Annotated in this window: 31 protein-coding genes and 1 riboswitch; of the genes, 13 read left to right on the forward strand and 18 right to left on the reverse strand. The window is 50.9% G+C overall.

Features of this window, described 5'->3' with window-relative positions; all coding sequences use genetic code 11:
- Positions 1–34 precede the first annotated feature (34 nt).
- From OSQ85_RS09675 to OSQ85_RS09725, 11 genes are all read right to left on the reverse strand, one after another.
- Positions 35–718, reverse strand: coding sequence for an energy transducer TonB (locus OSQ85_RS09675; protein ID WP_265822740.1), 684 nt, complete (start codon positions 716–718; stop codon positions 35–37).
- Positions 708–1,115, reverse strand: coding sequence for an ExbD/TolR family protein (locus tag OSQ85_RS09680; RefSeq protein WP_265822741.1), 408 nt, complete (start codon positions 1,113–1,115; stop codon positions 708–710). The genes OSQ85_RS09675 and OSQ85_RS09680 overlap by 11 nt, the downstream gene beginning before the upstream one ends.
- Positions 1,108–1,719 carry a MotA/TolQ/ExbB proton channel family protein gene (locus tag OSQ85_RS09685; protein WP_265822742.1) on the reverse strand — a complete coding sequence of 204 codons (612 nt, stop codon included), beginning with the start codon at positions 1,717–1,719 and terminating at the stop codon, positions 1,108–1,110. Before OSQ85_RS09685 ends, OSQ85_RS09680 begins: the two co-directional genes overlap by 8 nt.
- A gap of 185 nt (positions 1,720–1,904) precedes the next feature.
- Positions 1,905–2,429, reverse strand: a complete 525-nt coding sequence (locus OSQ85_RS09690; protein ID WP_265822744.1) for a cob(I)yrinic acid a,c-diamide adenosyltransferase — start codon at positions 2,427–2,429, stop codon at positions 1,905–1,907.
- Positions 2,419–3,138 (reverse strand): uroporphyrinogen-III C-methyltransferase, encoded by a 720-nt coding sequence (cobA, locus tag OSQ85_RS09695; protein ID WP_265822746.1) that lies wholly within the window; start codon positions 3,136–3,138, stop codon positions 2,419–2,421. Before cobA ends, OSQ85_RS09690 begins: the two co-directional genes overlap by 11 nt.
- Positions 3,131–3,916 (reverse strand): ABC transporter substrate-binding protein, encoded by a 786-nt coding sequence (locus OSQ85_RS09700; protein WP_265822747.1) that lies wholly within the window; start codon positions 3,914–3,916, stop codon positions 3,131–3,133. The genes cobA and OSQ85_RS09700 overlap by 8 nt, the downstream gene beginning before the upstream one ends.
- Positions 3,870–4,583, reverse strand: a complete 714-nt coding sequence (locus OSQ85_RS09705) for an ABC transporter ATP-binding protein (RefSeq protein ID WP_265822748.1) — start codon at positions 4,581–4,583, stop codon at positions 3,870–3,872. The genes OSQ85_RS09700 and OSQ85_RS09705 overlap by 47 nt, the downstream gene beginning before the upstream one ends.
- Complete coding sequence (locus OSQ85_RS09710; RefSeq protein ID WP_265822750.1) at positions 4,576–5,526, reverse strand: FecCD family ABC transporter permease; 951 nt, start codon at positions 5,524–5,526, stop codon at positions 4,576–4,578. Before OSQ85_RS09710 ends, OSQ85_RS09705 begins: the two co-directional genes overlap by 8 nt.
- On the reverse strand, positions 5,523–6,260 hold the full coding sequence (locus OSQ85_RS09715; protein WP_265822751.1) for an ABC transporter permease: 738 nt from the start codon (positions 6,258–6,260) through the stop codon (positions 5,523–5,525). The genes OSQ85_RS09710 and OSQ85_RS09715 overlap by 4 nt, the downstream gene beginning before the upstream one ends.
- Positions 6,257–7,099 carry an ABC transporter ATP-binding protein gene (locus tag OSQ85_RS09720; protein WP_265822752.1) on the reverse strand — a complete coding sequence of 281 codons (843 nt, stop codon included), beginning with the start codon at positions 7,097–7,099 and terminating at the stop codon, positions 6,257–6,259. The genes OSQ85_RS09715 and OSQ85_RS09720 overlap by 4 nt, the downstream gene beginning before the upstream one ends.
- A gap of 1 nt (position 7,100) precedes the next feature.
- Positions 7,101–8,063 (reverse strand): sirohydrochlorin cobaltochelatase, encoded by a 963-nt coding sequence (locus tag OSQ85_RS09725; protein WP_265822753.1) that lies wholly within the window; start codon positions 8,061–8,063, stop codon positions 7,101–7,103.
- A gap of 84 nt (positions 8,064–8,147) precedes the next feature.
- A riboswitch (cobalamin riboswitch) is annotated at positions 8,148–8,358 on the reverse strand.
- Between the two features lie 54 nt (positions 8,359–8,412).
- Between OSQ85_RS09725 and cbiD the strand changes: the two genes are divergently transcribed.
- From cbiD to cobK, 6 genes are read left to right on the forward strand one after another with little or no spacing between them, the layout of a single operon-like run.
- Entirely contained in the window at positions 8,413–9,393 is a 981-nt protein-coding gene (gene cbiD, locus OSQ85_RS09730; protein ID WP_265822754.1) for a cobalt-precorrin-5B (C(1))-methyltransferase CbiD, read from the forward strand.
- A complete protein-coding gene (gene cbiE / locus OSQ85_RS09735) occupies positions 9,386–9,994 on the forward strand; it encodes a precorrin-6y C5,15-methyltransferase (decarboxylating) subunit CbiE (protein WP_265822755.1) in 609 nt (202 codons plus the stop codon). Before cbiD ends, cbiE begins: the two co-directional genes overlap by 8 nt.
- A complete protein-coding gene (gene cobM / locus OSQ85_RS09740; RefSeq protein ID WP_265822757.1) occupies positions 9,995–10,747 on the forward strand; it encodes a precorrin-4 C(11)-methyltransferase in 753 nt (250 codons plus the stop codon).
- The gene (locus tag OSQ85_RS09745; RefSeq protein WP_265822758.1) at positions 10,731–11,519 is read left to right on the forward strand and encodes a cobalamin biosynthesis protein; all 789 of its coding nucleotides are present in this window, start codon (positions 10,731–10,733) and stop codon (positions 11,517–11,519) included. Before cobM ends, OSQ85_RS09745 begins: the two co-directional genes overlap by 17 nt.
- Positions 11,512–12,249 (forward strand): precorrin-3B C(17)-methyltransferase, encoded by a 738-nt coding sequence (gene cobJ, locus OSQ85_RS09750; RefSeq protein WP_265822759.1) that lies wholly within the window; start codon positions 11,512–11,514, stop codon positions 12,247–12,249. The genes OSQ85_RS09745 and cobJ overlap by 8 nt, the downstream gene beginning before the upstream one ends.
- A 2-nt stretch (positions 12,250–12,251) precedes the next feature.
- The gene (gene cobK, locus OSQ85_RS09755) at positions 12,252–12,953 is read left to right on the forward strand and encodes a precorrin-6A reductase (RefSeq protein WP_265822760.1); all 702 of its coding nucleotides are present in this window, start codon (positions 12,252–12,254) and stop codon (positions 12,951–12,953) included.
- On the opposite strand, the gene OSQ85_RS09760 is transcribed toward cobK, so the two are convergent.
- The 4 genes from OSQ85_RS09760 to OSQ85_RS09775 are packed head-to-tail and all read right to left on the reverse strand — an operon-like array spanning position 12,919 to position 16,725.
- Positions 12,919–13,530, reverse strand: coding sequence for a precorrin-8X methylmutase (locus tag OSQ85_RS09760; protein ID WP_265822761.1), 612 nt, complete (start codon positions 13,528–13,530; stop codon positions 12,919–12,921). The two genes, cobK and OSQ85_RS09760, sit on opposite strands and share 35 nt — an antisense overlap.
- Before the next feature lie 9 nt (positions 13,531–13,539).
- Positions 13,540–14,841 carry a cobyrinate a,c-diamide synthase gene (locus tag OSQ85_RS09765; RefSeq protein ID WP_265822762.1) on the reverse strand — a complete coding sequence of 434 codons (1,302 nt, stop codon included), beginning with the start codon at positions 14,839–14,841 and terminating at the stop codon, positions 13,540–13,542.
- A gap of 4 nt (positions 14,842–14,845) precedes the next feature.
- Complete coding sequence (locus OSQ85_RS09770; protein ID WP_265822763.1) at positions 14,846–15,301, reverse strand: precorrin-2 dehydrogenase/sirohydrochlorin ferrochelatase family protein; 456 nt, start codon at positions 15,299–15,301, stop codon at positions 14,846–14,848.
- Positions 15,298–16,725, reverse strand: a complete 1,428-nt coding sequence (locus OSQ85_RS09775) for a cobyric acid synthase (protein ID WP_265822764.1) — start codon at positions 16,723–16,725, stop codon at positions 15,298–15,300. Before OSQ85_RS09775 ends, OSQ85_RS09770 begins: the two co-directional genes overlap by 4 nt.
- 170 nt (positions 16,726–16,895) lie before the next feature.
- Here OSQ85_RS09775 and OSQ85_RS09780 point away from each other — a divergent pair, with 170 nt between their 5' ends.
- From OSQ85_RS09780 to cobI, 4 genes are all read left to right on the forward strand, one after another.
- Positions 16,896–17,186, forward strand: a complete 291-nt coding sequence (locus tag OSQ85_RS09780; RefSeq protein ID WP_265822766.1) for a hypothetical protein — start codon at positions 16,896–16,898, stop codon at positions 17,184–17,186.
- Positions 17,183–18,727 (forward strand): PepSY-associated TM helix domain-containing protein, encoded by a 1,545-nt coding sequence (locus tag OSQ85_RS09785; RefSeq protein WP_265822767.1) that lies wholly within the window; start codon positions 17,183–17,185, stop codon positions 18,725–18,727. Before OSQ85_RS09780 ends, OSQ85_RS09785 begins: the two co-directional genes overlap by 4 nt.
- Positions 18,727–19,068 carry a DUF3325 domain-containing protein gene (locus tag OSQ85_RS09790; RefSeq protein WP_265822768.1) on the forward strand — a complete coding sequence of 114 codons (342 nt, stop codon included), beginning with the start codon at positions 18,727–18,729 and terminating at the stop codon, positions 19,066–19,068. Before OSQ85_RS09785 ends, OSQ85_RS09790 begins: the two co-directional genes overlap by 1 nt.
- A gap of 128 nt (positions 19,069–19,196) precedes the next feature.
- Positions 19,197–19,880 (forward strand): precorrin-2 C(20)-methyltransferase, encoded by a 684-nt coding sequence (cobI, locus tag OSQ85_RS09795; RefSeq protein WP_265822769.1) that lies wholly within the window; start codon positions 19,197–19,199, stop codon positions 19,878–19,880.
- Here the strand turns inward: cobI and cbiR are convergent.
- The 3 genes from cbiR to OSQ85_RS09810 are packed head-to-tail and all read right to left on the reverse strand — an operon-like array spanning position 19,869 to position 22,500.
- Positions 19,869–20,537, reverse strand: coding sequence for a cobamide remodeling phosphodiesterase CbiR (gene cbiR / locus OSQ85_RS09800; protein WP_265822770.1), 669 nt, complete (start codon positions 20,535–20,537; stop codon positions 19,869–19,871). The two genes, cobI and cbiR, sit on opposite strands and share 12 nt — an antisense overlap.
- Entirely contained in the window at positions 20,528–21,508 is a 981-nt protein-coding gene (gene cbiB, locus OSQ85_RS09805) for an adenosylcobinamide-phosphate synthase CbiB (protein ID WP_265822772.1), read from the reverse strand. Before cbiB ends, cbiR begins: the two co-directional genes overlap by 10 nt.
- The gene (locus OSQ85_RS09810; protein ID WP_265822773.1) at positions 21,505–22,500 is read right to left on the reverse strand and encodes an aminotransferase class I/II-fold pyridoxal phosphate-dependent enzyme; all 996 of its coding nucleotides are present in this window, start codon (positions 22,498–22,500) and stop codon (positions 21,505–21,507) included. The genes cbiB and OSQ85_RS09810 overlap by 4 nt, the downstream gene beginning before the upstream one ends.
- A gap of 87 nt (positions 22,501–22,587) precedes the next feature.
- Here OSQ85_RS09810 and OSQ85_RS09815 point away from each other — a divergent pair, with 87 nt between their 5' ends.
- Genes OSQ85_RS09815 through cobS form a run of 3 tightly spaced genes read left to right on the forward strand, consistent with a single transcriptional unit; the run spans position 22,588 to position 24,883 of the window.
- Entirely contained in the window at positions 22,588–23,097 is a 510-nt protein-coding gene (locus tag OSQ85_RS09815) for a bifunctional adenosylcobinamide kinase/adenosylcobinamide-phosphate guanylyltransferase (protein WP_265822774.1), read from the forward strand.
- Positions 23,094–24,164, forward strand: coding sequence for a nicotinate-nucleotide--dimethylbenzimidazole phosphoribosyltransferase (gene cobT, locus OSQ85_RS09820; RefSeq protein ID WP_265822776.1), 1,071 nt, complete (start codon positions 23,094–23,096; stop codon positions 24,162–24,164). The genes OSQ85_RS09815 and cobT overlap by 4 nt, the downstream gene beginning before the upstream one ends.
- Positions 24,164–24,883 (forward strand): adenosylcobinamide-GDP ribazoletransferase, encoded by a 720-nt coding sequence (gene cobS, locus OSQ85_RS09825; protein ID WP_265822778.1) that lies wholly within the window; start codon positions 24,164–24,166, stop codon positions 24,881–24,883. Before cobT ends, cobS begins: the two co-directional genes overlap by 1 nt.
- The last annotated feature ends 272 nt before the right edge of the window (positions 24,884–25,155 follow it).

Consider the following 25,155-nt stretch of genomic DNA (forward strand, 5'->3'; position numbering starts at 1 on the left):
TATAAACAGGGGGATCCGCCCTTTAGTCCGTATTTCAGTTGTGAAGGCTGTAATTAACCGGAATCAGGAGAGTCACAGGCTCCGGCAGCTTTTCCTGTATGGGAAAAACCGACGAGGCAAGAGAAAGCGCCTCTTTATCCAGAATGTCAAACCCGCTGGACTCCACCATTTTCAGCCCCTGAAGCCTGCCTTCACAGTCTATATGAAGCTTCAGAAGAACCGTTCCTTCGTACCCTCTGCGCCTTGCTGCGTAAGGGTATTTCTTGTTTCGTCCCATTCCGTCCGTTAGCCGTGCCTTGAACCCTTCAAAGTCAAATTCAGGCTGAGGAGGCATAGATGGTTTTTCCGCCGCAGGCTTCGGGACACTCACCGCCACAGTATGGATTACAGGTTCCGCTGGGGCGGTTTCTGCGGCTTTTGTCTCCGTGTGTATCTCCTGTTCCGCCGGGGCTTTCACTGCGGAAGGCTTTTTGCTGACAGGCAAAGGTTTCTTTACGGGTTTCGGCTGTTTCACAACAGGCTGAGGCTCAGGAAGCGGTTCTGTGACTGGCGCAGGTTTTTCCGCCTGCACTGTCTGTCTCAGACTTACGGTGATTTTCTCCGGTTCTTTCTGTCCGGCGGGAGCTTTTTCCACCTTAACCAGAAACAGAACAGCACCGTGCATCAGTAACGAGATAAGAAGGCTTCCGATGAAAACACGCCCGTTATTATTGCTCACTCTTGCTCTCCGTAAGAAATTCAACCGATACAGCTCCGGCTCTCACCGCGTTGTCCATGATCTTCACTATGGACTCAAAGTTGACCTCTCTGTCCGCAGCGAGGGTTATCACCTTATCGGCGCTTTCAGAAATAATGCCTGTCAGAGCTGCTTCAAGCTCATCCGGCGCTACTTCGGTTTCATTTACCAATACCCGCCCGTCCGCCTTGAGAGTGACAAGGCTTTCCAGCTTGTCGGTTTTCTGCTCTGTGCTGCTTGCCGGAAGGTCTGAGTTAATGGACGGAACAGCAAACACCGAGGTGAGCAGAAAGAAGATCAGAAGAAGAAACACCATGTCTATCATTGGTGTCATATCCACCGACCTGCTTTTGCGGGCAAACATGCTGAGATTAATCACCGCTGACTCCGGCACGGCGGATCATTTCCTCGCTTTTCAGTTTTATCATCAGCGCTTTTTTGCCGAGTTCGTTTTCAAATATGTGAAAAATAATCAGAGCGGGTATGCCGACCATCAGCCCGAACACTGTAGTCAGAAGCGATTCCCATATCCCGCCCGCCAGAACGGAAGGATCAACAGCGCCTTTCTGCGCGGAGATAGACTGAAAAGCCTTCACCATGCCCAGCACTGTGCCGGAAAGACCTATCATGGGGGATATTCTGCCTATAAGATCCATTATGTGGAGCCCGCGTGAAAACTTCTGGAGCTCGGAGATTGCTCTGTTTTCGGCTATGTGCTCAAGGTCATGTTTTGAGCAGCTAATGTGGGTTATTATCTCTGCGGCCACTTTTTCCATTGCGCCGCGGGAATTTTTAAGAGAGGAAAGTGCGGATTTGAAATCACCTTTGGAAAATAAATGCTCGGCGTTTTCAAGAATATTTTTCGAGCTTCTGTTAAAGATAAAGAATATCAGTCTTTCAATAAAAACAGCCGTAAGCACAACTGAAAAAAACAGCAGAGGGTACATCATCACCCCGCCCTTGCTGAAATATTCCTCAATCATACAAACCTCCGCCTGAGTAATCTCAGCCCTTATTATCAAGAGCACTAACAATTGTCAAGATCTTTAACATAATTAGATCCATCTAATATAGTGGCTATACTTATAATATACTGAAACTTTTTTAGACATGTAAGATTTGTAAAGAAAAAAGAAAGGATGTACAAAGGCAGGCTTGAGCCTGCCCGTTATTTCTCTATACCTTTTCGGGCTGGGATGCCCTGTGAATAGTAATGTTTAACCTCACGCATTTCGGTTACAAGATCAGCCGCCTCCATAACTTCTTCCGCTGCGTAGCGCCCGGTGAGCACAAGCTCCACCCCTTCGGGCAGGGTTTTCATCAGTTCCAGCACATCATCCGCACTGATAAGCCCCTTAAATACGGCGACATTTATTTCATCCGCCGCCACAAGCCTGTACTGCCCTGAGAAAACAGCTTCCTTCACCCTCCGGAAGCCCTCACGCGCCATGTTTATATCTTCCTCGGAAGGCTCCCCTTTTATGAAGCCTCCGCGGCCGAAGGTCTCATGCTTTATCCTGCCGCCGAACAGCCTCAGCGATTCCGTTTCGGAATAATCGCCGTCTTTCAGGAACTGGCCGAAATACACACTAAACCCTGCTCCGGCACAGCGGACGGCAAGCCCCAGAGCCGCCGTGGTTTTCCCCTTGCCGTTTCCGGTGTAGACATGCACGCATGATCTGTTATCCGGCATGATTAACTATCTCCCCTATGATGATTGTCGCAGGGTGTTTGACAGCATTTTCCTCAACGAACCTGCCCGCATCACCCAGAGAGGTGAACATTATCCGTTCCCCGGCGGTTTCGATATTTTCTCCTATGAGCACGGGAACAGAAGCCTCCATGCCGTTTTTAATGAGCCTGTCTGCTATTCCGCCGAGGTTTTTAACCCCCATGTACACGACTATGGTGAGCCCCAGCTTTGCAAGCGCCTCCCAGTTGTATGCATCATCAAGAGTGCCTTCCTTTGTGTGTCCGGTAATGAACACCACGCCGGGTATATTCCTGCGGTCAGTGAGGGCGCTTTTAAGCTTTGCGGAGAGAACGGAGGCGGAAGTTACCCCCGCTATTACCTCAACATCCGCTCCGGCGGCTCTTGCAGCCTCAACCTCTTCCGCGGTGCGCGCAAAGACAGAACTGTCGCCCCCTTTGAGGCGGACAACGGTTTTGCCTTCCGTGAGATGCGCTGTTATGATTTCGTTTATATCTTTCTGCAGTATGCAGTTTTTATCATAAGGATGCTTACCTACATCTATACATGTGCCGGAAGCATATTCAAGCAGGGTTTTATCAATCAGCCTGTCATACAGCACAACATCGGCCGTTCTGACAGCATCTGCACCTGCAAGGGTCATGGAGCCTCTGTTAAGCCCCGCGCCCACTATAATAAGCTTTTTACTCATATAATTTCCTCAGCGCGGAATTAAGCTCAAGAACCGCATCAAAAGAACCTGTGTTGGCTCTTGAGTACTTCGTTTCATCCGCATGTATCCATTTTGTTTTCATTTTCGTGAATTCAGGCCGCTTCCACGGCTCAGCAGGGTTGCGGTTCATGGGGCCCGTCTGCCATATGTAAACATCCGGTCTGAGTGCAACCGCCTTTTCCAGAGACAGCTTCACAAGCTTGCCGTCCGCATCCGCCGCCATCTCCCCGCCTGCGGCGGTGATCACCGCTGTCACTATATTTCCTCTTCCCGCAACAGTGTAGGGAAGCTGGCTGACTTCATATATCACCTTCGGCTTTGACTTAAGCGGCTTAACGGAGGCCAGCCTCGCTTTCAGTTCCGCAGTAAGTGCAGCGGCTTCCGTCTGCCTTCCCGTAATCTCCCCTATCTCTGCCGCAGCAGTGAGAATCTCCTCAAGGCTCAGCGGGTCGTACTTATAAACCGAGGCTCCGGTGATAGCCTTAACTGCATCCGCGTAATATTCATCGGCCGAGCCGGTAATTATCAGATCAGGCCTCAGAGAGCGTATTATCTCCGCATTGGGGCGGATGTGCGTACCGACCTTCACAGCGTCCGGAAACTCGGTCACAGTCTTAGTAACACCGACAACCCTGCCGCCCGCGCCGAGCCTGTAAAAAATATCTGCGGCGGCGGGAGCCAGTATCACCACCCTTTCGGCAGCGAATGCGCTAAATGCTGAAAGTAAAATGATCAGCGTGAGAAACAGCCTGAACATTAAAAACCTCCGAAAGCATGGATGCATCCGCTTTTTCCGCGGGCACGTCATATATCAGTTTTCCTTTATTCATCATCCATATCCTGTCAAAATACTTCACCGACAGATTCACCTCGTGCATGGAGGCGATAAGTGTTCTGCATGAACCTGTGAGCAGGTTCAGAATCTCCAGAGAATGCCTAACATCAAGCATGGATACAGGCTCATCCAAAAGGAGAACATCCGGCCGCTGATTAAGGGCACGGGCTGTCATCACCCTCCTTTTCTCCCCGCCGGAAAGCTCCGTGAAGGCTCTGTCCCGCAGTCCGGTGAGAGCAGTCAGCCGCAGAACCTCTTCCGTGAGCCTGTCCGCATCTTTCATATACCCTGCGGCATAAACCCCCAGACGCACAACCTCAAACACAGTGAAAGGGAACACAACTGACGGAAGCTGAGGCATGAAGGCTATCATCCCCGCACGTTCCTTTCTGCCTGTTCTGCCCAGTTCTTTTCCGCTAAAGCTGACTCCCTCAGCGGGTATAAGCCCTGCAATGATATGCAGAAGCGTGCTTTTGCCCGAACCGTTCTCACCTATGAGGGCTATCTTTTCGCCTTTATGCACAGCAAGATCCGGCACACTGAGTGTAAAGCCGCCCCGCCTGAACTCAAGGCTTCTGATCTCAATCATGCCACATCTCCGTCTGCCTGCTGCGGAGCATATATAGAAAAAACACTCCGCCCAGAACAGCGGTCACTATCCCCACAGGAAGCTCGGCTCCGTTCGGGATAACGGTTCTGGCAACCGCATCCGCAGTTATCATAAGCAGAGCACCGAAAACGGAGGAGTAGAATATCCCCTGCCTCACGTCACTGCCGTAAAAACTTCGGGCTATGTGCGGAACAATAAGCCCCACAAAGCCTATTAGCCCTGTAAAACTCACCGAAACTGCCACAAGGGCGGTGGAGAACACAAACGCCCTCATCCTTTCGGCGCGCACATTAACGCCTGAGGTCTCTGCGGACATTTCATCAAGGGCAAGTATGTTCAAAGGGTGCGCCCTTAAACGGAAATATCCCGCACACAGGCAGAAAACAGCCGCCGCAAAAGCGGCCTTAGCCCATGTAATCATATAAAAGCCGCCCATCAGCCAGAAGACGATGGACGTTAAAGACTCTTCAAAAAAGAATTTGACGAAGCCGATCACCGATGAGGCAACTATATTCAGCACCACACCCGCCAGAATCATCGTAACGGGACTTATGCCGCTTCTGCGGTATGACACTCCGTAAACCAGCATCAGCCCGCCGAGACCCGTTGCAAGAGCCACAGGGGATGCGAGACCGGCCGGAAGACCGACAGCAATGGCGACAACTGCTCCCAGAGCAGCGGATGATGCCGCGCCTGTGGTAAAGCTGTCCGCAAGGGGGTTGCGCAGCACAAGCTGATATATTGAACCGCTTAAGCCCAGCATAGCGCCGGTAAGCCCGGCGAAGACAACCCGCGGCATACGCATATTCAGAAGAATATCCCTCTGCACCTCATCAGTGCGGAAATGGCTTATATCCGTGGAGCCCACAAAAGCCGCCGCCGCACATACACATAAGAGAATGAAAAGCCAAAAGGCTCTCAACCCTCAACCCCTTTCAGAATCCGCCCTGCTGTAATAAAGAGCACTGCGGCAACAGTGAGCATCACTCCCATATTAAGAAGCACATCGCACTCAGTGCCTATGAGGGAACACCTTATAAGCTGAGTGGAATAAGTCAGCGGGGAAATATGCGCTATCAGCTTTGCGATGAGAGGCATTTTATCCACCGGGTAAAAAGTGCCTGAGAGGAATATCATAGGTGTTATCACAAAAGTGTTCACCGACATCTGATCTCCGTGGTTTTTAACCACAAGGGCTACAATTATCCCCAGCAGAGAGAACACAACAAGATGAACAAACATCACAGGCACAAACATCGGGCTGATTTTAAGCCCCGCTCCGGCAATAACTCCGTAAAGAAGAATAATGCCGACAGGGATAAGCCCTTTGATGACACCGTAGAGCATTTCGCCCGCCACTATCTCCCATCTGCTCACAGGAGCAAGGAGGTATTCGTCAAAAACCTTGAAGTAAAATCTGGAAATATTTATTTCGCCTGAAATACCGTAACTCTGGTTCAGGCTGCTCATGGCAATCAGTCCGGGTATAAGAAACGTAAGATAATTAACACCGTCAACAGAGGCGAACCGCCCTATTCCGTACCCGAAGGCAAGAAGGAACAGAAAAGGCGATACGGCGGATGAGACGAGGACCTTCCAGAACCTGCTGCGCAGAACTCTGGTTTCGCGGTATAAAACCCCTTTTATGCCGTTCATGCGTCTATCCTCCTTCCTGTGATGGTGAGATAGACATCCTCAAGGTTGGTTTCCCTTATTCCGGCGGTTTCAGTCAGCAAGGCGAGCTGCTCAAGCCCAGCTTCACGGGTTTCGAAGAACTCTGTTACCGTTTTGCCGTTTCTGTAGATGTCAAGCGCCCATTTGCCGACCTTTGCCTTAAGCTCTGCTGCTGTGCCTTCTGTGACAATCTTAGCCTTATCCATAATCATCACACGGTCAGAGAGCAGTTCCGCTTCCTCTATGTAGTGAGTTGTAAGGAGGATTGTACATCGCTTTTCCTGATTTATGCTGCGTATGAAGTCCCACATGGTTCTGCGGACAGAGGCATCAAGCCCCACAGTAGGCTCATCCAGAAAAAGTACGGAAGGTTCATGCAGAAGGGCACGGGCAATTATCAGCCTGCGTTTCATCCCGCCGGAGAGGTTTCCGGCTGTTTTATCCGCATGGTCGGAAAGACCCGAAAACTCCAGCGCTTTTTCTATCCTGCTTTTGATATTGTCAGCGCCGAACAGAATCGCATGGGTCTTGAGGTTCTGATACACAGTAAGATCCCTGTCCACATTGTTATGCTGGGGAACAACGCCGATTGTCTGCTTAATCCGTCTGCTCTGCGGGTCGAAGATCTCTCCGCCGTAGCATATTTCGCCGGAAGAGGGAATCGTGAGCCCGGTCAGCATGTTTATCGTGGTTGTTTTACCTGCCCCGTTGGGACCGAGGAGAGCAAGTATACTCCCCTCCTCCACATCAAAGCTTATTCCGTCAACGGCAGTCTGTCTGCCGAAAACCTTGGTAAGGGATCTTACTGATATTTTATTCATACTATTTAAGCTCTATCCCCGCTTCTTTTGCTGCGGCTTCAAGATGGTTTATAAAAATCTGCCTCACGGCTGCCTTATGGCCGAGGCCTTCCAGCACAGGGGTGACATTGAACCCTGATTTCGTGAGCATTACTTTCCATGAATCTTCCTCATCACCGGCCATATCGTTTTCCGCATGGTCGCCCGCCACATACATAAGCGGTCTGAGGATTACGTTTTTAACCTTTTTGGCAGTGAGCTTTTCAAGAACGGAGTCATAATCCGGCAGACCCTCCACCAGACCAATGGCAACAGGAACGCCGTACATGCGGTTAAGTATAAGCTCAAGCTCGTAGTAAGCCCCCTGAGACATATGCTCATTACCGTGCCCCATGTAAACAAGAGCCGCTTTTGCTGCTTTTGCCTGTTTAATGTCTGATTCCAGAACCTTAGCCAGCACTTCCAGATGCTCTGCGTGAGAGTAAGCCCCGGTGAGGGGTTTGCCTATGCCCACAGCAACGAAGGGCTGGAGTCTGGGTTTAAGTGTTTTTATGGAGGCAAGGGCATCAACATAAGCTGTCATATCAGCGAACTCCTCACCGTCCGTTATAAGAGTGGGCTGAACAACTATGTTCCTGTAGCCGAGGTTCTGAAGATCCGCCATAACGCCCAGAACATTTTTAATGCCGTAAAGCATTTCGGGAATCTGAGGGTGCGCCCTGCGGTAAGCCGTGTCAGCGGCTCTTTCATTCCATATCCTGCGGATTACATTTGAGGTAAAAGCCAGACGCACAGGCGTTCCCGGATATTTAAGCTGAGTTTCCCTCACAAGGGCAAGTATCGGCTCCAGAGTTGTTTCATAAGTTGTGCCGAATGATGCGATTACGATTGCTGATTTCTCTTCCATTACCTTTTCTCCTCCTGATGCCTGAACTGCGCCCGTAAAAGCGAGAAAGGCAAGGAACACTGCGAATATGTGCTTCACATACTCCTCCTTTAAAAAAAATTGGGATTTTATACGGGTGCGACAGGAAATCCTGCGGGGGGGCATATTTTGGTGCCTTCATCCTCGTAAAGTTCAAACAGAACAGGTATCCTGACTTCCGGCACGGCATTTTAAAAATGCCGCCTAATTCCGCACCTTCCCATCCTTTTAACGGACAGTGGCTTACGCGGGTTCGTTCCGGTTACAGTAGCGGGACTGTTTTGGATTCTAACCAAATTCCCTGTTTCTGTCTCCACCTCGTATATCAGACGCATTTTCGGCCAAACGCGGCGGATAAGTCAATATAATTCTCCTTGACACATATTTTATTTCGGAACACCATCTCAAAATGCGAAAAGGATTTACCACAGGCACAGCGGCAGCGGCGGCGGCAAGAGCACACGCAGCCTTGATCATAAGCGGCATAATGACTGACTGCGCGGATGTGATCATGCCGGACGGCAGCAGAATGAGAATACCCGTAAGCTGCTCGGCAGAGGGCGCTTTTGCCGTAAAGGATTCGGGCGATGACCCGGATGTTACCCACGGGGCGGAGATACACGCCAGTGTGCGGCTGAACAGCAGCGGCAGAATCGAAATCACAGGGGGCAGAGGCGTAGGCAGAGTAACCAAGGCCGGCCTGCAAATCCCTGTGGGAGAAGCGGCAATAAACCCTGTGCCGCGCATGATGATTGAGCAGAATGTCCGCGAAGTCATAGGGACAGAAAACGGTGCGGTGGTGACAATATCCGTACCCGAAGGGGAAAGGCTCGCTGAGCGTACATTCAATGAGCGCATAGGGATAACAGGCGGTATATCCATAATCGGCACAACGGGGATTGTTCACCCCATGAGCGTGGATGCACTTGTGGATTCCTTTAAGTGCGAAATTGATGTCAAACTCGCCGAAAACAGACACATAACACTTGTTGCGGGCAAAATAGGCGAAAAACACCTTCAGGCCGTTTATCCTGATGATGAGGCGGTGATGGTAAGCAACTACTTCGGTGAGGCGTTCAGCTATCTGCGCTCAAAGGGCGTAAGTGAGGTCACACTCGCCGGACATCCGGGTAAGCTCGCCAAACTCGCCATGGGGCATTACAACACCCACTCAGCCGCTTCACCGCAGGCGCAGGGGTTTGTGAGCAGGGCTCTTAGTCTCAGCGGAGACTTCAACACGGTAGAGGAGATCTGCCTCACTCATCCGGAAGGCTTCGGCAGAATAGCGGAACTGATAAGCGGACGCGTGAGGATGGATTACGGCTTTAAGAGGACGGATGTTCTTCTGTTTAATATGAAAGGTGATCTCATAGGAACCTGCAGTGCCTGATATATACATAATCTCCACCGGAACCGGACACCCTGACATGCTCACGGGGAAGGCGAAAAAAGCGCTCAGCGAAATAGACCTCGCTGTAGGAGCGGAAAGATTCAGAAGCTGGGTCAGTGTACCCTACCACGAACCGGAACCGCTGATAAGCGGCACTCTGGAATTTATAAGAACCAACAGAGGCCTGCGCATAGGTGTGCTTGTCACGGGGGATGCGGGATTTTTCAGCCTCGCAAAATCCGTTGTGAGGGAGTTCGGCAGGGAAAATGTCAGGGTAATAGAGGGTGTAAGCGTTGTTCAGGCGGCATTCGCAGCCATAGCCGAACCGTGGGAGGACGCTGTTTTTCTCTCAGCCCACGGACGCGGCGGATTTGACAGTGAAAAGGCAGTGGGTGCGGATAAGTTTCTCATCATCTGCGACAAAGTTAATAATCCGAAAAAAATTCTGGAGGAAAACAGCCGTCTGATAAAAGGCTTTGAACTTTGGGTGGCCGCAAACCTCAGTCTTGATAATGAGATAATACACAAAATAACGCCGGATGAGCCGATCCCGGAGGATGCTCTCTCCTGCATAATTGGAATAAGAAAAACAGGTGAATAAATGGCAAAAGTCTACTTCATAGGCGCAGGTCCCGGTGACCCGGAACTGATTACCCTCAAAGGGATAAACACAATCAAAAAATGCGAAACGGTTATATATGCGGGCAGTCTGGTCTCAGAGGATATTCTTACCCACTGCACAAAAACCGCTGACATATACAACTCCGCATCCATGAATCTGGATGAGATTATAGAAGTGACAAAGAAAGCCATAGAAAAGGGGCACAGCGTCGCACGCCTCCATACGGGCGACCCGTCAATCTACAGCGCTCTGAATGAGCAGATGGAGGAACTGGATGCTCTGGGAATCAGGTATGAGATAATCCCCGGCGTGACAGCGCTTTTCGCCTCCGCTGCTTCTCTCAGGAATGAGCTGACTCTGCCGGAAATTTCCCAGACAGTGGTGATAAGCCGCATAGAGGGCAGAACCCCTGTGCCTGAGGATGAGAGCATGGAACGCCTCGCCTCACACGGCGGAACCTTCTGCTTTTATCTCTCCGTGGACAGGTTCGCGGACATTGCGGACACCTTCATAAAAAAGGGCTGGAGCCCCGACACCCCTGCGGCGGCAGTCTATCGTGCAAGCTGGGCTGATGAGCGCATTCTGCGGGGAACACTCACCGACCTTGGTGAAAAAATAAAAGAGAGCGGTATAACCAAGCATGCGCTGGTGATAATAGGACACGCACTGGGCGGCAAAGGATCTTACTCCAAACTGTACGATAAGGATTTTTCTCATGGAACACGCCCGTAAGACAGCGGTTATAGCAGTAACGGAAAAAGGGGCGGAACTCGCCGCGTTAATAGCAAAAGAGGCAGGCTTTGATCTCTTCCTGCCGGAGGAGATAGCCGGAAAATACGGCGCAGTGCCTTACAAAGCGCTCAAGGAATGCTTCACCCGCCTTATGGACGGTTCATACAGAGGCATAACGGCTGTCATGGCGCACGGTATAGTTACCCGCATGACCGCACCGCATCTTAAGTCAAAGCATACTGACCCGGCAGTGGTCACCTGTGACGAAGTGGGCAGGTTCGCCATAAGCTCCATAGCAGGACACGAGGGAGGAGCAAACAGCCTCGCCCATTTTGTGGCATCCATAACAGGAGCAGTGCCCGTAATCACCACCGCCACAGAGGCTAACAGAACACACATAATAGGCATAGGCTGCCGCAAAGGCACGTCAAAGGCTGAGATAATACACGCTGTTCACGGAGCATGCGCACTGGCGGGAATCGGCACAAAAGAACTGCGCCTTGCGGCATCCGCATGGGTGAAGAAGGATGAACAGGGGCTCCTTGAGGCAGTAAAGGAGCTTAATATCTATGTCCGCTTCCTTCCTGAAAAGGCATATAAAAACAGCCTGTACTGTTTTACAGAACATGAAGCTCCCATGAAGCATTTCGGTATTCCCGGCGTGGCAGAACCGTCCGCCATACTGGCAGCGGTCAACCCTGTTCTTGTCCTCCCCCGCACCGTCATGGGCACTGTAACTGTGGCAATAGTTAAGGAAAACCTCAATGGCTGAGGGCAGGCTCTTCGTAGCGGGAACCGGCCCCGGCAAAACGGACTACACAGCTCCGGCCGCTCTGAACGCAGTGAGAAATGCTGATTTCGTCTGCGGGTATATGCCGTATGTCGAGGCGGTGGCGGAATACATTTCCCCCGAAGCTGAAGTGTTCACCAACGGCATGACCAGGGAGACTGAACGGGTGGAAAAGGCTCTGGAAGCCGCACAGGCAGGGAAAAAGGTTGCCCTTGTCTGCGGAGGGGATGCCTCGCTTTATTCCCTTGCCTCCCTTGTTTACGAAAAAGCGGCAGATACTGATATTATAGAAGTTATACCGGGCATAACCGCCGCCCTCGCCGCTTCTGCACGTCTGGGCGCACCTGTTGCGGATGATCTGGCAGTTATCTCCATGTCTGACCTGCTGACACCGTGGGAGGTGATCAAAAGGCGGATAGACGCTGTGAACGCAGGGGATTTCGTGTGCGCAGTCTACAACCCCAGAAGCAGAAAACGGATGGAACAGATAGAGCATGCGCTGAAAGTTTTCTCCTCAAGGGGGGATCTGCCCTGCGGGTATGTGCGCAACTCCCACAGGGAGGGGGAAACGCTCTGGGTGGGCAGGCTGTCGGAGCTTAACACGGAAGAGCTTGATATGAGCACTGTTCTGATAATCGGCTGTAAAAAAACAGTGATAAAAAACGGCAGACTCGTCACCCCGCGCGGGTATACCGATAAATACGGAGAATAGGTTTGATACTGGTTCTGGGCGGAACATCCGCCACGCACAAAGCTGTTGAGGGGCTCAGGGGAAAGGATTTCATCATCACCCTCGCCACTGATTACGGCGAGAGGGAATTCCGCCTCAGATACCCGGATAATGTGATGAAGATCCGTTTCAGTGAAGAAACCATGGAAAACTTCATCAGAAACCGCCATGTAGCTGAAATAATAGACACCACACACCCTCATGCGGCGGAGATAACCGCAACTGCAAAAACTGTCGCAGACAGATGCGCCATACCGTACACCAGTCTGGTTAGAAAGACAGAGGAGATAGAGGAGACTGACCTTGTTCACGTCTTCTCAGGCTATGAGGAAGCAGCCGGTTTCCTGCGGGAAGCTGATTTCAGGCGGATTCTTTTCACCACCGGCAGCAACAATATTCACCTGTTCAAAGAGTTTGCCCATATCGGCTGGGTGCGGATTCTGCCCTATGAAAAGTCCATTGAAAAATGTGTGCAGTCGGGGTTTGAGCGTTCAAGAATAATCGCCATGCAGGGTCCCTTCACCACGGAGTTTAACGCCGCGCTCTGCCGTGAGCTCGGTGCAGGATGCGTGGTTTCAAAAAACAGCGGCGAAGGGAGCGGCTTTAAGGAAAAACTGAACGCCTGTCTTATGCTTAAAATCCATTTTGTGGTTATAAACCCGCCCGAAGAAGAAGCAGACCGTTAATCACTGTCGCGGCGCACGGGCTTCCGCCTTTTGCCCCTTTGTTTGAAACATGGGGGATGTCAGTCTGCATAAGAAGCTCCTTTGACTCAGCGGCCTTCACAAACCCCACAGGCAGCCCCGCCACAAACGCAGGGTTCATTCTGCCCGCCTCAGTCAGTTCGATGAGCTTCAAAAGCGCAGTGGGCGCATTGCCTATGGCATAAACCGCTTCGGGATATTTCTCCGCGGCATAAACAATCGCCGTTTCCGCTCTGGTGAGGTTAAGTTCCTTTGATTTTGCGATCACTTCCGGCTCGCTGATGAAGCATAGAACCTCATTGCCGCTTTCACCCAGATACCTCTTGGTTATTCCGGCTGTGACCATGGTTACGTCTGTTATTATCGGCGCTCCGTTCCTGAGAGCCTCAACCCCTGCCTCCAGACGATGAATGCGGGTCAGTTCAGCAAATTCCGGGTCGCCTGTGGTATGAACAAGCTTGCGTACAATGAGCTTCTCCGCCTCGCTGAAACGGGAGAGATCAATCAGCGAATCTATTATTTCAAAGCTTTCCTTCTCTATACTTAAACCTTTATCCATAAAAACTCCTTATTTCAGTATGAAATCCAGCAGAGACGGGTTTGAGGCGAAATGAAAATGTGCATAGCCCGCCAGTGTGTTATTTTTAAGGAAGCCGTCCTCAGACCGCGCCTTTGAAGTGACTTTTTCAAGCTGAAAAATGTATTTCTCCCGCACGTTTTCAAGCACGGAATAGTGGAACTCATGCCCCACAAGCCCGTTAAGCTGCGCACTGTCAGCAACACGCACATAACCCAGAGCCTGCCGTCTGTCCGTCATGCGGCATTCGGCATCAAACACACCTGCCATACGGTGAAACTCATCTTCAATATTAATGCCTTCCGTCAGGAGCATCATGCCTCCGCATTCAGCAATCATCCGCCCGCCGCTGAGGGAATACTCCCGCAGCCAGTCAAGCATTGCTCCGTGCCCCTCAAGCTCCCTTACGTAAAGCTCAGGGTAGCCGCCGCCTATGTAAACCAGATCGGCATTGTCCACCGTTTCCTCTTTCAGGGGGGAGAAGAAGCAGAGTTCATACCCTCTTTTTCTGAGTTCGCGGAAGTTTGCCTCGTAATAAAAGCTGAAAGCCTTGTCAAAGGCAACTGCGCACAGCTTATCCGGTTCAGGGTATCCGTTGCGGGCTTTTGTCAGCGGTTTGTTCACTTTCAGGGCGGCAAGGGCGTTTATATCAATATAGCTTTGCGCCAGTTCTGCGCATTTTTCGTAGTAAGCCTCTTCGGTTTCCAGAGCGGTGGCTATGCCCAGATGGCGGGATTGCACAAGGGGTTCAGTCTGCCTCGGCACACTGCCGAAAACAGGCAGACCTGTATGGTACTTAACGGCATCGGTTATCAGCCGCTCATGGTTAAGGGAGGCTGTGTTGTTTATTATAACACCTGCTGTCTCCGCATCTCTGCTCAGAGCCTGAATACCTTTCAGGAAAGCGGCCAAGGTGTATGAGCAGGAGGCTGCGTTCAGCACAATCACGGCGGGCAGACCGAGAACTGAGGCAATATCGTATGTGCTGCCTTTGAAATCTGCATGATCAACACCGTCAAAAAAGCCCATTACCCCTTCTGCCACTGCAATATCACGCCCGGCGCAGCCATCGGCAAAAATCTGCCTCACCGCCGCTTTATCAAGCATGACAGTATCAAGGTTCTCGGCCGGATGTCCGGCGCTTTTTGTCAGGTGGCGGGTGTCGATGTAATCAGGCCCGCATTTAAATGCTGCGGCTTTCCTGCCGGAGTTCGCAAAAGCCCTGATTATTCCCGTGGTCAGGGTGGTTTTCCCTGAGCCGCTCTTTTCCGCGCCTATGACAAAGCCGTTCATCCGTTCACCCTTTTTCCAGAAACGCCGCAATCCTGTCCCGCAGTTTTTTGGAGAACGAAGGCTCCTGCCCCTGTGTGGATACCGAAACAACCGTTCCCGTGTCCTCCTCCACATATACCGCCGGAAGGTGAAAATCGCTCATATCCGGATCATCCGCCACATTAACGGGTATGTTCTTTATCTTTGCCTCTATGGCAAACTCACGGTTCAGCTCTCTGTCATCCGTGCAGATAAAAAGAAAGTCCGCACCGCGTATATCCTCTGCGGATGCAGGCTTTAAGACCTTCTCAACCCTGACGTTATCCCTTATGCCGTCTGTTACTGAAGGTGCTATCACCCTTATCTCAGGCTCCATGCGGCTGAGGGAGGCGATCTTCCTCTCGGCGACCTTGCCTCCGCCTATGAAAACAAGCCTCTTGCCCCTTATATTCACTAAAAAAGGGTAATATGAAAGCTTCATAAAATCTCCTTCAATATCAGGTCCGTATCACAGTTTTGCTTTATGGTTTCCGCAAGCAGGTTAAGCTGGCGCTCTTTCTCATTGATATAGTCGGTTTCCTCAAACACAGTGCCGAGGAGGCTGTTCAGCGCCTTAATATTTCCGCTGTGTTCAAAAAAACCGTGGAGATATGTTCCGAACACCCTTCCCTTTGCGGTGCAGACACCGTTTTCGGCAAGAACCGAGGTTCCGGCGCCTGTTTCCGTTCTGCCCATGTGCATTTCATATCCGGTGAGGGTCAGTCCTTCCCATGCATTTTGTCCTTTATACTGTTTATGTATAAGCTCTTTCTGTTTTGTAATCACTGTAGATACATCAATAAGCCCCAGACCTTCCGTTCCGCCCTTTTCCCCTTCTATTCCGTCAGGGTCTGAAATATATTTCCCAAGAATCTGAAACCCGCCGCATATGCCGATGACTGGCTTATACACTGCCGCCTTTCTCACTGCATCGTCAAATCCGGTTTCCCGCAGGAAGTTCATATCATAAACAGTGTGCTTGCTGCCGGGAATTATTACCACATCGCAGTCGTTCAGCTCATGGGGCTTCACGGCATAAATTACCTGAACACTCCTCATTGCTTTCAGCGCGGCAAAGTCTGAGAAGTTGCTGATGTACGGCAGACGGATGATGCCAATCCTCACTTCGCCCTTTTCCGTGTCTGACTGAATGTCCTGCGAATCCTCCTCCTCAAGGGAAAGGCGCATATAGGGCATAACCCCTGTCACCGGAACGGGAACAAGCTCCTCAAACATTTTTATTCCGGGTTCCAGCAGGGTTTTATCTCCGCGGAACTTATTTATTATAAAACCTTTAACCAGCTTTGCCGAATCAGTGGGCAGAAGGTCGTAAGTGCCTTTCATCCATGCGAAAACGCCGCCTCGGTCTATATCGCCAACTATCTGTACGCCTGCCCCGGCGTATTCCGCCATGCGCATGTTGACTATATCTGTCTTATGGAGATTAATTTCAGCAGGGCTGCCTGCCCCCTCAATCACTATGATGTCATATTCAGATGCGAGGGAATCGTAAGCACCAGATGCTATGGAGAAATTTTCGGCCGAAAGCGTGTAGTAGTCCCTTGCGGAATAAACGCCCGCAACCGTTCCCATACGCACAAGCTGGGACTTAGCCTCACCCTGCGGTTTGAGAAGAATGGGGTTCATGCGTACATCGGGGATCACTCCCGCTGCCTCCGCCTGCAGAATCTGCGCCCTGCCCATCTCAAGGCCGTCCGCCGTTACTCCGGCGTTGAGCGCCATATTCTGGGATTTGAACGGAGCCGCGCGCAGACCCATATTTTTCAGCAGACGGCAAAAACCCGCAGTAAGAAGACTTTTGCCCACACCTGAACCTGTTCCCTGAAACATGATGGATTTTGCCATTTTTCCCCTCTTTTATACGAACTTAACGAATACTCTCTCAAACAGCAAGCATGATATGGAACGCACTTAATTAGTCATATAAAATTTTATTGATCTTATCTAATATTCCGTTAATATACCCCCACAGGTTTTTAATACCTGCTAAATACTGTTTGAATCGGGGGAAATAAATGTTTAATTATTCCGCAAAAACGGTCTACAGGCTGGATGTGGCATCCCGCACTGTGCTGGCTGTGCTCGGAGGATACTGGGGCTGCGCCGCCTTTACCCTTCTTTTAACGGGGCTTCTGCCTTATGATCCTAAGACTGCGGCTCTGACCGCTAATATGATTTTCTTTCTCATCTACACCTGCGTTTTTATATGGGTTTTCGCTGTTAAAAAGCCTCTTTTCGCATGGCTCGGCGTGGGGATTCCTTCCGCTGTCTGCGGGCTTATACTCCTCCTGCGGGGTGCAGCATGAAGGAGAAATTCCGCCAGTCAATGGGCTGGCTGCACACATGGAGCGGGCTTATACTCGGCTGGCTGATATTTGTGATATTTTTCACAGGAACCCTGTCATATTTCCGTCATGAGATAACCCACTGGATGCAGCCGGAGACCCACGGGTCGGTAAAATTTGATCCTGCTGCCGTGGACAAGGCTGTGGACTACCTGAAAAATAACGCACCTGATGAAGCCGCAGGATGGCTGATCGCCCTGCCGGATGAGCGCACAAAAACCATAGAGGCATCCTGGCGTGTGCTCAGGATTGACCCGAAATACGGCATACGTCCCGAAATAACGCAGAACTTTCTTGATGCTTCCACAGGGGAAAACACAAACGCCCGCAAAACCCATGGCGGCGAATTTCTCTACCGTTTTCACATAGAGCTTTACGGCATGGACAAAACCCTCGGCCGCTGGATAATCGGCATAGCCACAATGGCACTGTTCATAGCCATAATCACCGGAATCATACTCCATAAGAGGATATTCAAGGATTTCTTCGTTTTCCGCGGGAACAAGGGTGTGCGTTCATGGATCGATGCTCACATATTCGCAGCGGTTCTTGCCCTGCCATACCATATAATGATCACCTATTCCGGTCTGCTTCTTCTGATGATGATACTTCTGCCGTGGAACACAGAGGAATTTCTGAGGGAATATAAAGAGATGCGCGCAAAAATGATGTCTCAGCCTGTTGAGGTTATCCCTTCCGATTATGAAGCGTATCCGCCCGTTTCCCTTGTTCCTCTCCTGAAAGACGCAGAGGAGAGGCTCGGCGAAAAAATCGGCAGGATATATATCAGCAATCCGGGCAGACGCAATATGACGGCTCAGCTTGTGCCTTCCAGAAGTGACAAAATCACTTACACGGACAGAAGCCGCAGCGCGGAAGCAGTAGTAAGCTACAACCTGCGCAACGGCAGGTTCTATGGAGAGATGACGAGTGAGCCTGTGTCAGCGGCTTATTCCATTTTCAATGCTTTCAGCACCCTTCATGTGGCGCGTTTTGCGGACACTTTCATGCGCTGGCTGTTTTTTATCTCAGGGGTGATGGGCACGGTGATGACCGCCACTGGACTCATAATCTGGACACAGAAGAAGGCAAAAGCCGCAGATAAACCGTTCGGGCGTAAGCTGGTTGAGGTGCTGAATATAGGCGGGATCACAGGCCTTGCCGCAGCCACAGCCGCCTACTTCTGGGCGAACAGGTTTGTGCCCGCTGCCGCTGAAAACCGTATGAGTCTTGAACTCTGGGCATTTTTCGGCGTGTGGGCGCTGACCTTCATCCACCCCGCAATACGGGACAGAAAAAAGGCATGGGTTGACCAGCTATGGCTCTGCGCCGGGCTGTACGCTCTCATTCCCGCAGTGAATGCCCTCACTTCGTCCATGAACCTCTTTAAGGCTTTCTCTGCCGGAAACATGGTCGTGGCGGGGTTTGATCTCACCGCACTTGCTGCCGGAGTTCTGTTTGCCGTCACCGCAGTAATAGTTTCCGGAAAGGAGGCGAAATAATGTTTGCAGGTCTTATCACCATTGCTCTCACCTTCACAGGGTTCAGCCTGATAGCCCTTGCCGCGGACAAGCACCGTGCGCAGATAACTGACAGAGAGTTCAGCCCTAAGCTGAAACCAGCCCTTATGCTCGCCGGGTGGGTTCTGCTTATTGTTTCCGCCGTACCCTGCGTTCAGCAGTATAAAATATCCATCGGACTCACAGCCTGGTTCGGCTGCATGAGTGTTTCCGGCAGTGTGCTTGTGCTCATGCTGGCCTATATTCCCCGAAAAGTTTCCATAAGCGCCGCAGGGGCAGTTCCCTTTGCCGTGCTTATGTTTCTGATACAGGTTTTCCTGTAGATTCTGCCATTCTTAAGCCCGTGCCGCGCTGACTGCGGTGCGGGCTCTTTAAAATGCCTTTTCCCCGATAAATTTATGGACAAACCGCCGCTCTTTTTTATAAGCTTGGGATTATTGAGGTGCTTATAATGCTTATTTACGGAATCGGTCTCGGACCGGGCGATCCTGAACTTGTTACGGTAAAGGCGGTTAAAACTCTGGAAAAATCAGATGTGGTCATAGTTCCCCAGTCCGATAAAACAGGGCGGAGCATAGCGGGCGACATAGTGAAAAACTATGTGCCGGAAGAAAAAATCCTCTGGTATTACTTCCCCATGACGGGAGATAAGGCTGATCTGGATACCAGATACACCGCCCTTGCCACAGAGATGGAAAAGCTGGCAGCGGAAGGAAAAACAATCAGCTACGTCACAATCGGCGATACGCCTGTTTACAGCACATTCAATTATCTGCGGGATAAGCTTAAGGCAAAAAATATAGAAACGAAAATGATAGCGGGAATCTCCGCTTTCTCCGCATCCGCAAACAGGATGAATCTGCCCCTGTGCGAGAAGGACGGCTCATTCTGCGTGGCTGAAATGCCGGATACCGATGAGGAACTCCTTGAGCTGACACGCCGCTTCACTTCCGTTGTGCTGATGAAGGTACATAAAAGGCTCGGAGTGCTTACGGAATTTGTGCGGAAAAACAGCCTCAGTGAGGCGTACCTTTTTCAGCGTGTGACAATGGAGGATGAACAGATCTTCAACCTGCTCACGGAAGTTCCCGGAGAATCAGCGGGGTATCTCTCCACAGCGATTTTAAAGGCTTAGTAGAATATCAAGGGATTCAAGGAAGGCTTCTTCCTCAAAAACCTCAACGCAGACTGTGATGTCCTGAAGCTCCGCAAAGCTTTTAATCAGGCGGAGCGTTTTCTTGTCTATGTGCTTCAGGCTCTGATGGTCACGCATTCCGTCGGAGCCGTGCAGGTGAATGAGGCCTATGTCGATGCTCCAGCGCCTGATTATATCCTCAACTTTTCCGCCGTAATGGAGAACATGCCCCAAATCGGCGCATATTGCCGCATCTGCTCCCGCCAGTTTGCTGAAAAGATGCGCATCATCCTCTCCGTTTTCAACAGACAGGGGTACGGCTGATTTCCTTGCAAACTCTGTGAGGTTCCTGAAAAAACTCTCCTGATGCTGAATATGGATCGTGTGCGTGTATGCGTTCAGCGGTTTGAGAAGCTCAGCAAACCGTTCTATCACAGACCAGTTTTCCTTTACGGAAAGATCAATGTCATAAGGCATATGCACATTAAACCGCATCCCGGTCGCCGCAAGTTCCGCCACCTCCGCCGGATCGGGTTCGTCACCCATGTACATGCTTGACATATACAAAAGCTCCACCTCATCCACAAGCCCTTGCAGGAAGCGGACATTTGTAATCCTGTCAGCTTTTTTTATGAATGACGGAGCCGCTATGCGCATGCCAGCGGACACCCGCCGTAATACCTCAGCACGAAGTAAACGGCAACACACAGGGCAACGGCAAACACCGCCGCAGTTTCAAACAGCTTTACCGCCTCTTTTATCTTCTCCGGCGCAGGCTCCCCTGTTCCGTCCCCCATGAATGGCTTGTCCTTAACCCTGCCGAAATATGATACAGAACCGCCGAGACGAAGATTCAGGGCTCCGGCAAAGGCAGACATGGAGTGCGCGGAATTTGGGCTGTCATGGGCAAGCCTGTATTTCAGGGCAGTTTTCAGAGTGTTTTTCATACTCATGCCGCAGAAAGGGGCTGAAAAAGCGATTATCAGCACGGAAAGCCTCGCCGGAATGAAATTAAGCACATCATCAAGACGGGCGGCGAACCTGCCGAAATTTATATATTTTTCGTTTTTATAGCCGATCATGGAGTCCAGCGTACTGACAGCCTTGAAGAAAACAGCCCCCGCACCGCCTCCGAAAACAGCGTATAAAAGGGGTGAAAGCACGCCGTCGGTATAGTTTTCGGACACTGATTCCACTGCGGATTTCACAACCGCCGCCTCATCCATCCCTTGGGTATCACGGCTTACTATCATGGACAGTTCATGCCCGGCTGAGGGGAGATCGCCCGCCGTGAGCGGTTCATAAACCCTCATTGCATGCTGCTTCATGGATTTTGCGCTTACGGCTGTGTATATGATGACTGAGTTTAACAAAACAAACGCGTACACATGAAAGCCGTATGCAAAGTGCAGCAGAACCGCAGCGGCAGATGTCCACAACGCAGCGGAAACGGCAGTTAAGATCACTCCGCCCGCAAACCCAAGTCCGTACAGGTATTTTTCCAGAAATCTGTTAAGTCTGCCCATGAGGACAACAGGGTGGAGCCCTGTTCTCGGATCGCCGAAAATATCATCCAGAAAAAATGCTATGGCGGCGGAAACAAGATTAAGGCTGATAAACTGCGTCACAGCACATTCTCCAGAGCATCGATCAAAGGCCGCATATCTCCCCGCACAGAAAAGCGTATATGCTCACCCTCAAGCCCGGTGAAATTGGCGCAGTCACGGATAAGCACCTTCTGGCGGAAACATTTGCTGAAAACGTCCCCGGAGCTCACCCCGTGCAGACGGCAGAGTATGAAGTTCACGTCCGATTCCAGAGGCTCCAGCCAGCCGAACCTGTCAAGCTCAGGGAGAAAAGCCTTCTTGAGTTTTGCTGTTTTGGCGGCTGTTCCGGCGGTGTCTTCATTCAAAAGGAGCATACCCGCAGCCTGAGCAACGCTGTTCACGCTCCAGGGAGGCATAAACCCGCTGATTTTTTCGATAAGCCCTGTATTGCCTGAAATAACAAAACCGAGCCTCAGCCCCGGCACACCGAAGATTTTGGAGAATGACCGCAGAACGGCGAGATTGTCATAAAGACAGTTTTTCAGCGTGAAATCAGGCTCATTAACATGGAAAGGCATATAGGATTCATCAACCACAAACATCGTCTGCGGGTTGTCATTTATCAGCGCCAGCAGGTCATTGCGGGCTGTTGTGCGCCCTGTGGGGTTGCCAGGATTACAGATAAAGCTGAGAACCGCCGGAGCGAGCAGAGGATGGGTCTTCACACTGACTCCGTACATACGGCAGAAATACTCATAATCGGAGTAGGCAGGGAGCGCAATATGTGCCCTTTTGCCCGAAAATATACGGCATATCTTTTCGATGGCTTCCGTAGTACCCGCCGTCACGCAGATATTCTCAGGATTCACCCCAATGGAAGCGGCGTACGCACTTCTCAGTGTGCGGGATTCAGGCTCAGGCAGAACTGAAATAAGCTCAGGCAGGTTAAGCCCGCTGAGGCACTTCGGCTGAATATGGCTCACATTCCCGCTGTAGTCTCTTATTTCTGCCGGAGACACATTAAGTTCTGCCGCCGCTTTATATATGTCTCCGCCGTGTTTTCCCTGCTTCACGTGGGTTTCCCCCTTTAAAATAATAATGTTTTATAGCGTAAAGAATGATCTTGTCATACAATAATTTTGTTTTTACGGAGATAAATTATGATCACACTGATAACGGGCGGCGCGGGAACGGGCAAAACATCCTATGCCCTTAAGCTTGCTGAAAAGTATTCTAAAAAAGCCTATATCGCAACAGCGGAAGTGACCGACAGCGAAATGGGGCTCAAAATAGAAAAACACAGACAGGAAAGGGACGAAACCCACACCACTTACGAGGAGCCTCTGGAGCTTGATGAGGCACTCACAGAGGCGGCAGAGGAAAATGATATAATTGTTCTGGACTGTCTGACTTTCTGGATCAATAATCTTCTGTATTACAAGAAACCTGCGGCTGAATATACCGAAAGGTTCCTGAGAGCGCTCAAGAATTGCGGCAAGCCCGTGATAATAATCACCAACGAGGTGAGCACAGGCGTTGTCCCCGCCGAGAAACTGACGAGGGAATATGTCCGTCTCACTGCGGCGGCAAACAGACAGACAGCGGACGAAGCGGACAGAGTAATACTGATGGTGGCGGGACAGCCGCTTTATGTTAAGGGGGAGAAATGAGGCTTGAGCAGATAATCACAGACATAAAAGAGAGCAACAAGACGGTTTACGAAAAAGCCCGTGAGCGTACGGCAAACCTTATCATGCCGCCCAGAGCCATGGGCAGACTGAATGATATATCCGAAAAGCTCTGCGCAATTTACGGCACATTAAAACCTGTTACTGATAAACGCGCTGTCTTCGTGATGGCGGGCGATCACGGCATAGCGGCTAAGGGGGTAAGCGCCTTCCCGCAGGAAGTGACAGGGCAGATGATGGGAGCCTTCATGGGCGGCATGGCGACTATAAACGCCCTATCCAACGCCGCCGGAGCCAGAGTTTTCGTGACTGATGCCGGAACGCTGCACTCCATGGAGGATGCGGTAATATCCGAGAACGCCGAATTTTTTCAGCGCAAAACCGCCTCCGGAACAAAGGACTTCTCCGCTGAACCCGCCATGACCGCTGAGCAGGCGAAACAGTGCATCCTCGCCGGGTATGACGTTACAAGCGAACAGATCAGAAAACACGGACTCAACCTTGTCGCCACAGGGGACATGGGTATAGGGAACACCACCCCCTCATCCGCAATCGGCAGCGTCATCACAGGTGAAACTGTGGAAGTGATGACAGGCATGGGCTCAGGTCTCACAAATGAAAGAGTCCTGAATAAAATAAACCTCATCAAACAGGGGATTGAGATAAACAAACCTAACCCCAAGGACGGGCTGGATGTTCTCGCCAAAGTCGGCGGGTTTGAGATAGGCGCCATAGCCGGAACAATAATCGCCGCTGCTCACCACAGAATCCCCGTTGTGATAGACGGTATAATCTCCACAGCAGGGGCGCTCATTGCGGCATGCATAGCTCCGAAAACCCTTGACTACATGATAGCGGGGCATGTTTCCGAAGAGCCGGGGCATAAGCTTATGCTCCGCCACCTCGGACTTGTGCCTGTGCTCGATCTCGGCATGAGGCTGGGGGAAGGCACAGGGGCTGTCGCCGCTATGCAGATAATCGATCTGGCCGCAGCGGTTATCCGTGATGTAGCCACCTTTGAGGAGGCGGCCGTCTCCGGCAAGGATTAATGATGAAGGGCTTCATTCAGGCTTTATCCTTTCTCACCGTAATCAGAATACGCACAGGCGGGGAATACAGACCCGCCGCTATGATTCCGCACTTCGCGCTCACCGGGCTTTTTATCGGCGCCGGACTGTGGGCTGTATCTCATGTTACGGACGGCTTCTTTCTCCGCCCCGTGCTTATGCTCGTCTACCTCGCCGCTGTGACAGGGGCGCTCCATCTGGACGGGTTTATAGACACTGCGGATGCCCTCTTCTCCCACCGGAGCCGTGAGCGGAAGCTTGAGATTATGAAAGACCCTCACGCCGGTTCCATGGGGATAGTGGCTGTTGTGCTGCTGCTTCTCGCTAAATGGTCCGCCTTCTCGCAGACAGGAGATGTATGGCTCATAGCTGTAATCCCTGCATATGCGCGCTTCGCCGCGGTGGTCGGCATGCTCAGCCTCCCCTACGCCCGCAGGGAGGGTCTGGGAAAGATGTTTGCCGAAGGCGCTGGGAAAGCCGCTCTTTTGCAGATAATTCCGTTTATGATCGCCGTGTTCTGGTTCAGCGGTCTGCCGTTCTTCCTATGGTTTCATCTGGTGTTTGCTCTCTGCGTTTTCTCCGTCCTCTTTTTCTACCGTTTTTCCCTGGGCGGTATAACCGGAGACCTCATGGGCGCGATGATAGAATTTACCGAAGCGGTTTTATTCATCTTAACCGCTGTGCATTTCATAAAAACATAGAAGCCTGATACAAGCCTGACGGCATTAATAGAAAAATATAATTTAGATCGATAAAATTTTATTGACATTATCTAACTCATCTTTTATTAAATTATAAATTCCATGTGAGCAGTCTGCTCAGTTTCTTGAAATCCGTTCTAAGAGATTCAGAGAAGTTTCAGTTTTTTACCTGCCGCGCCTTTAAAAGGTACGCGGTCTATTGCCTTATCAAAATGTCTGATTAACCAAAAAGGCATATCCGGCAATAGTATGTGTGATTAGCACGGTGATGA

Source organism: Geovibrio ferrireducens (assembly GCF_026226615.1).
In the GTDB taxonomy this organism is placed as follows: Bacteria; Chrysiogenota; Deferribacteres; order Deferribacterales; family Geovibrionaceae; genus Geovibrio; species Geovibrio ferrireducens.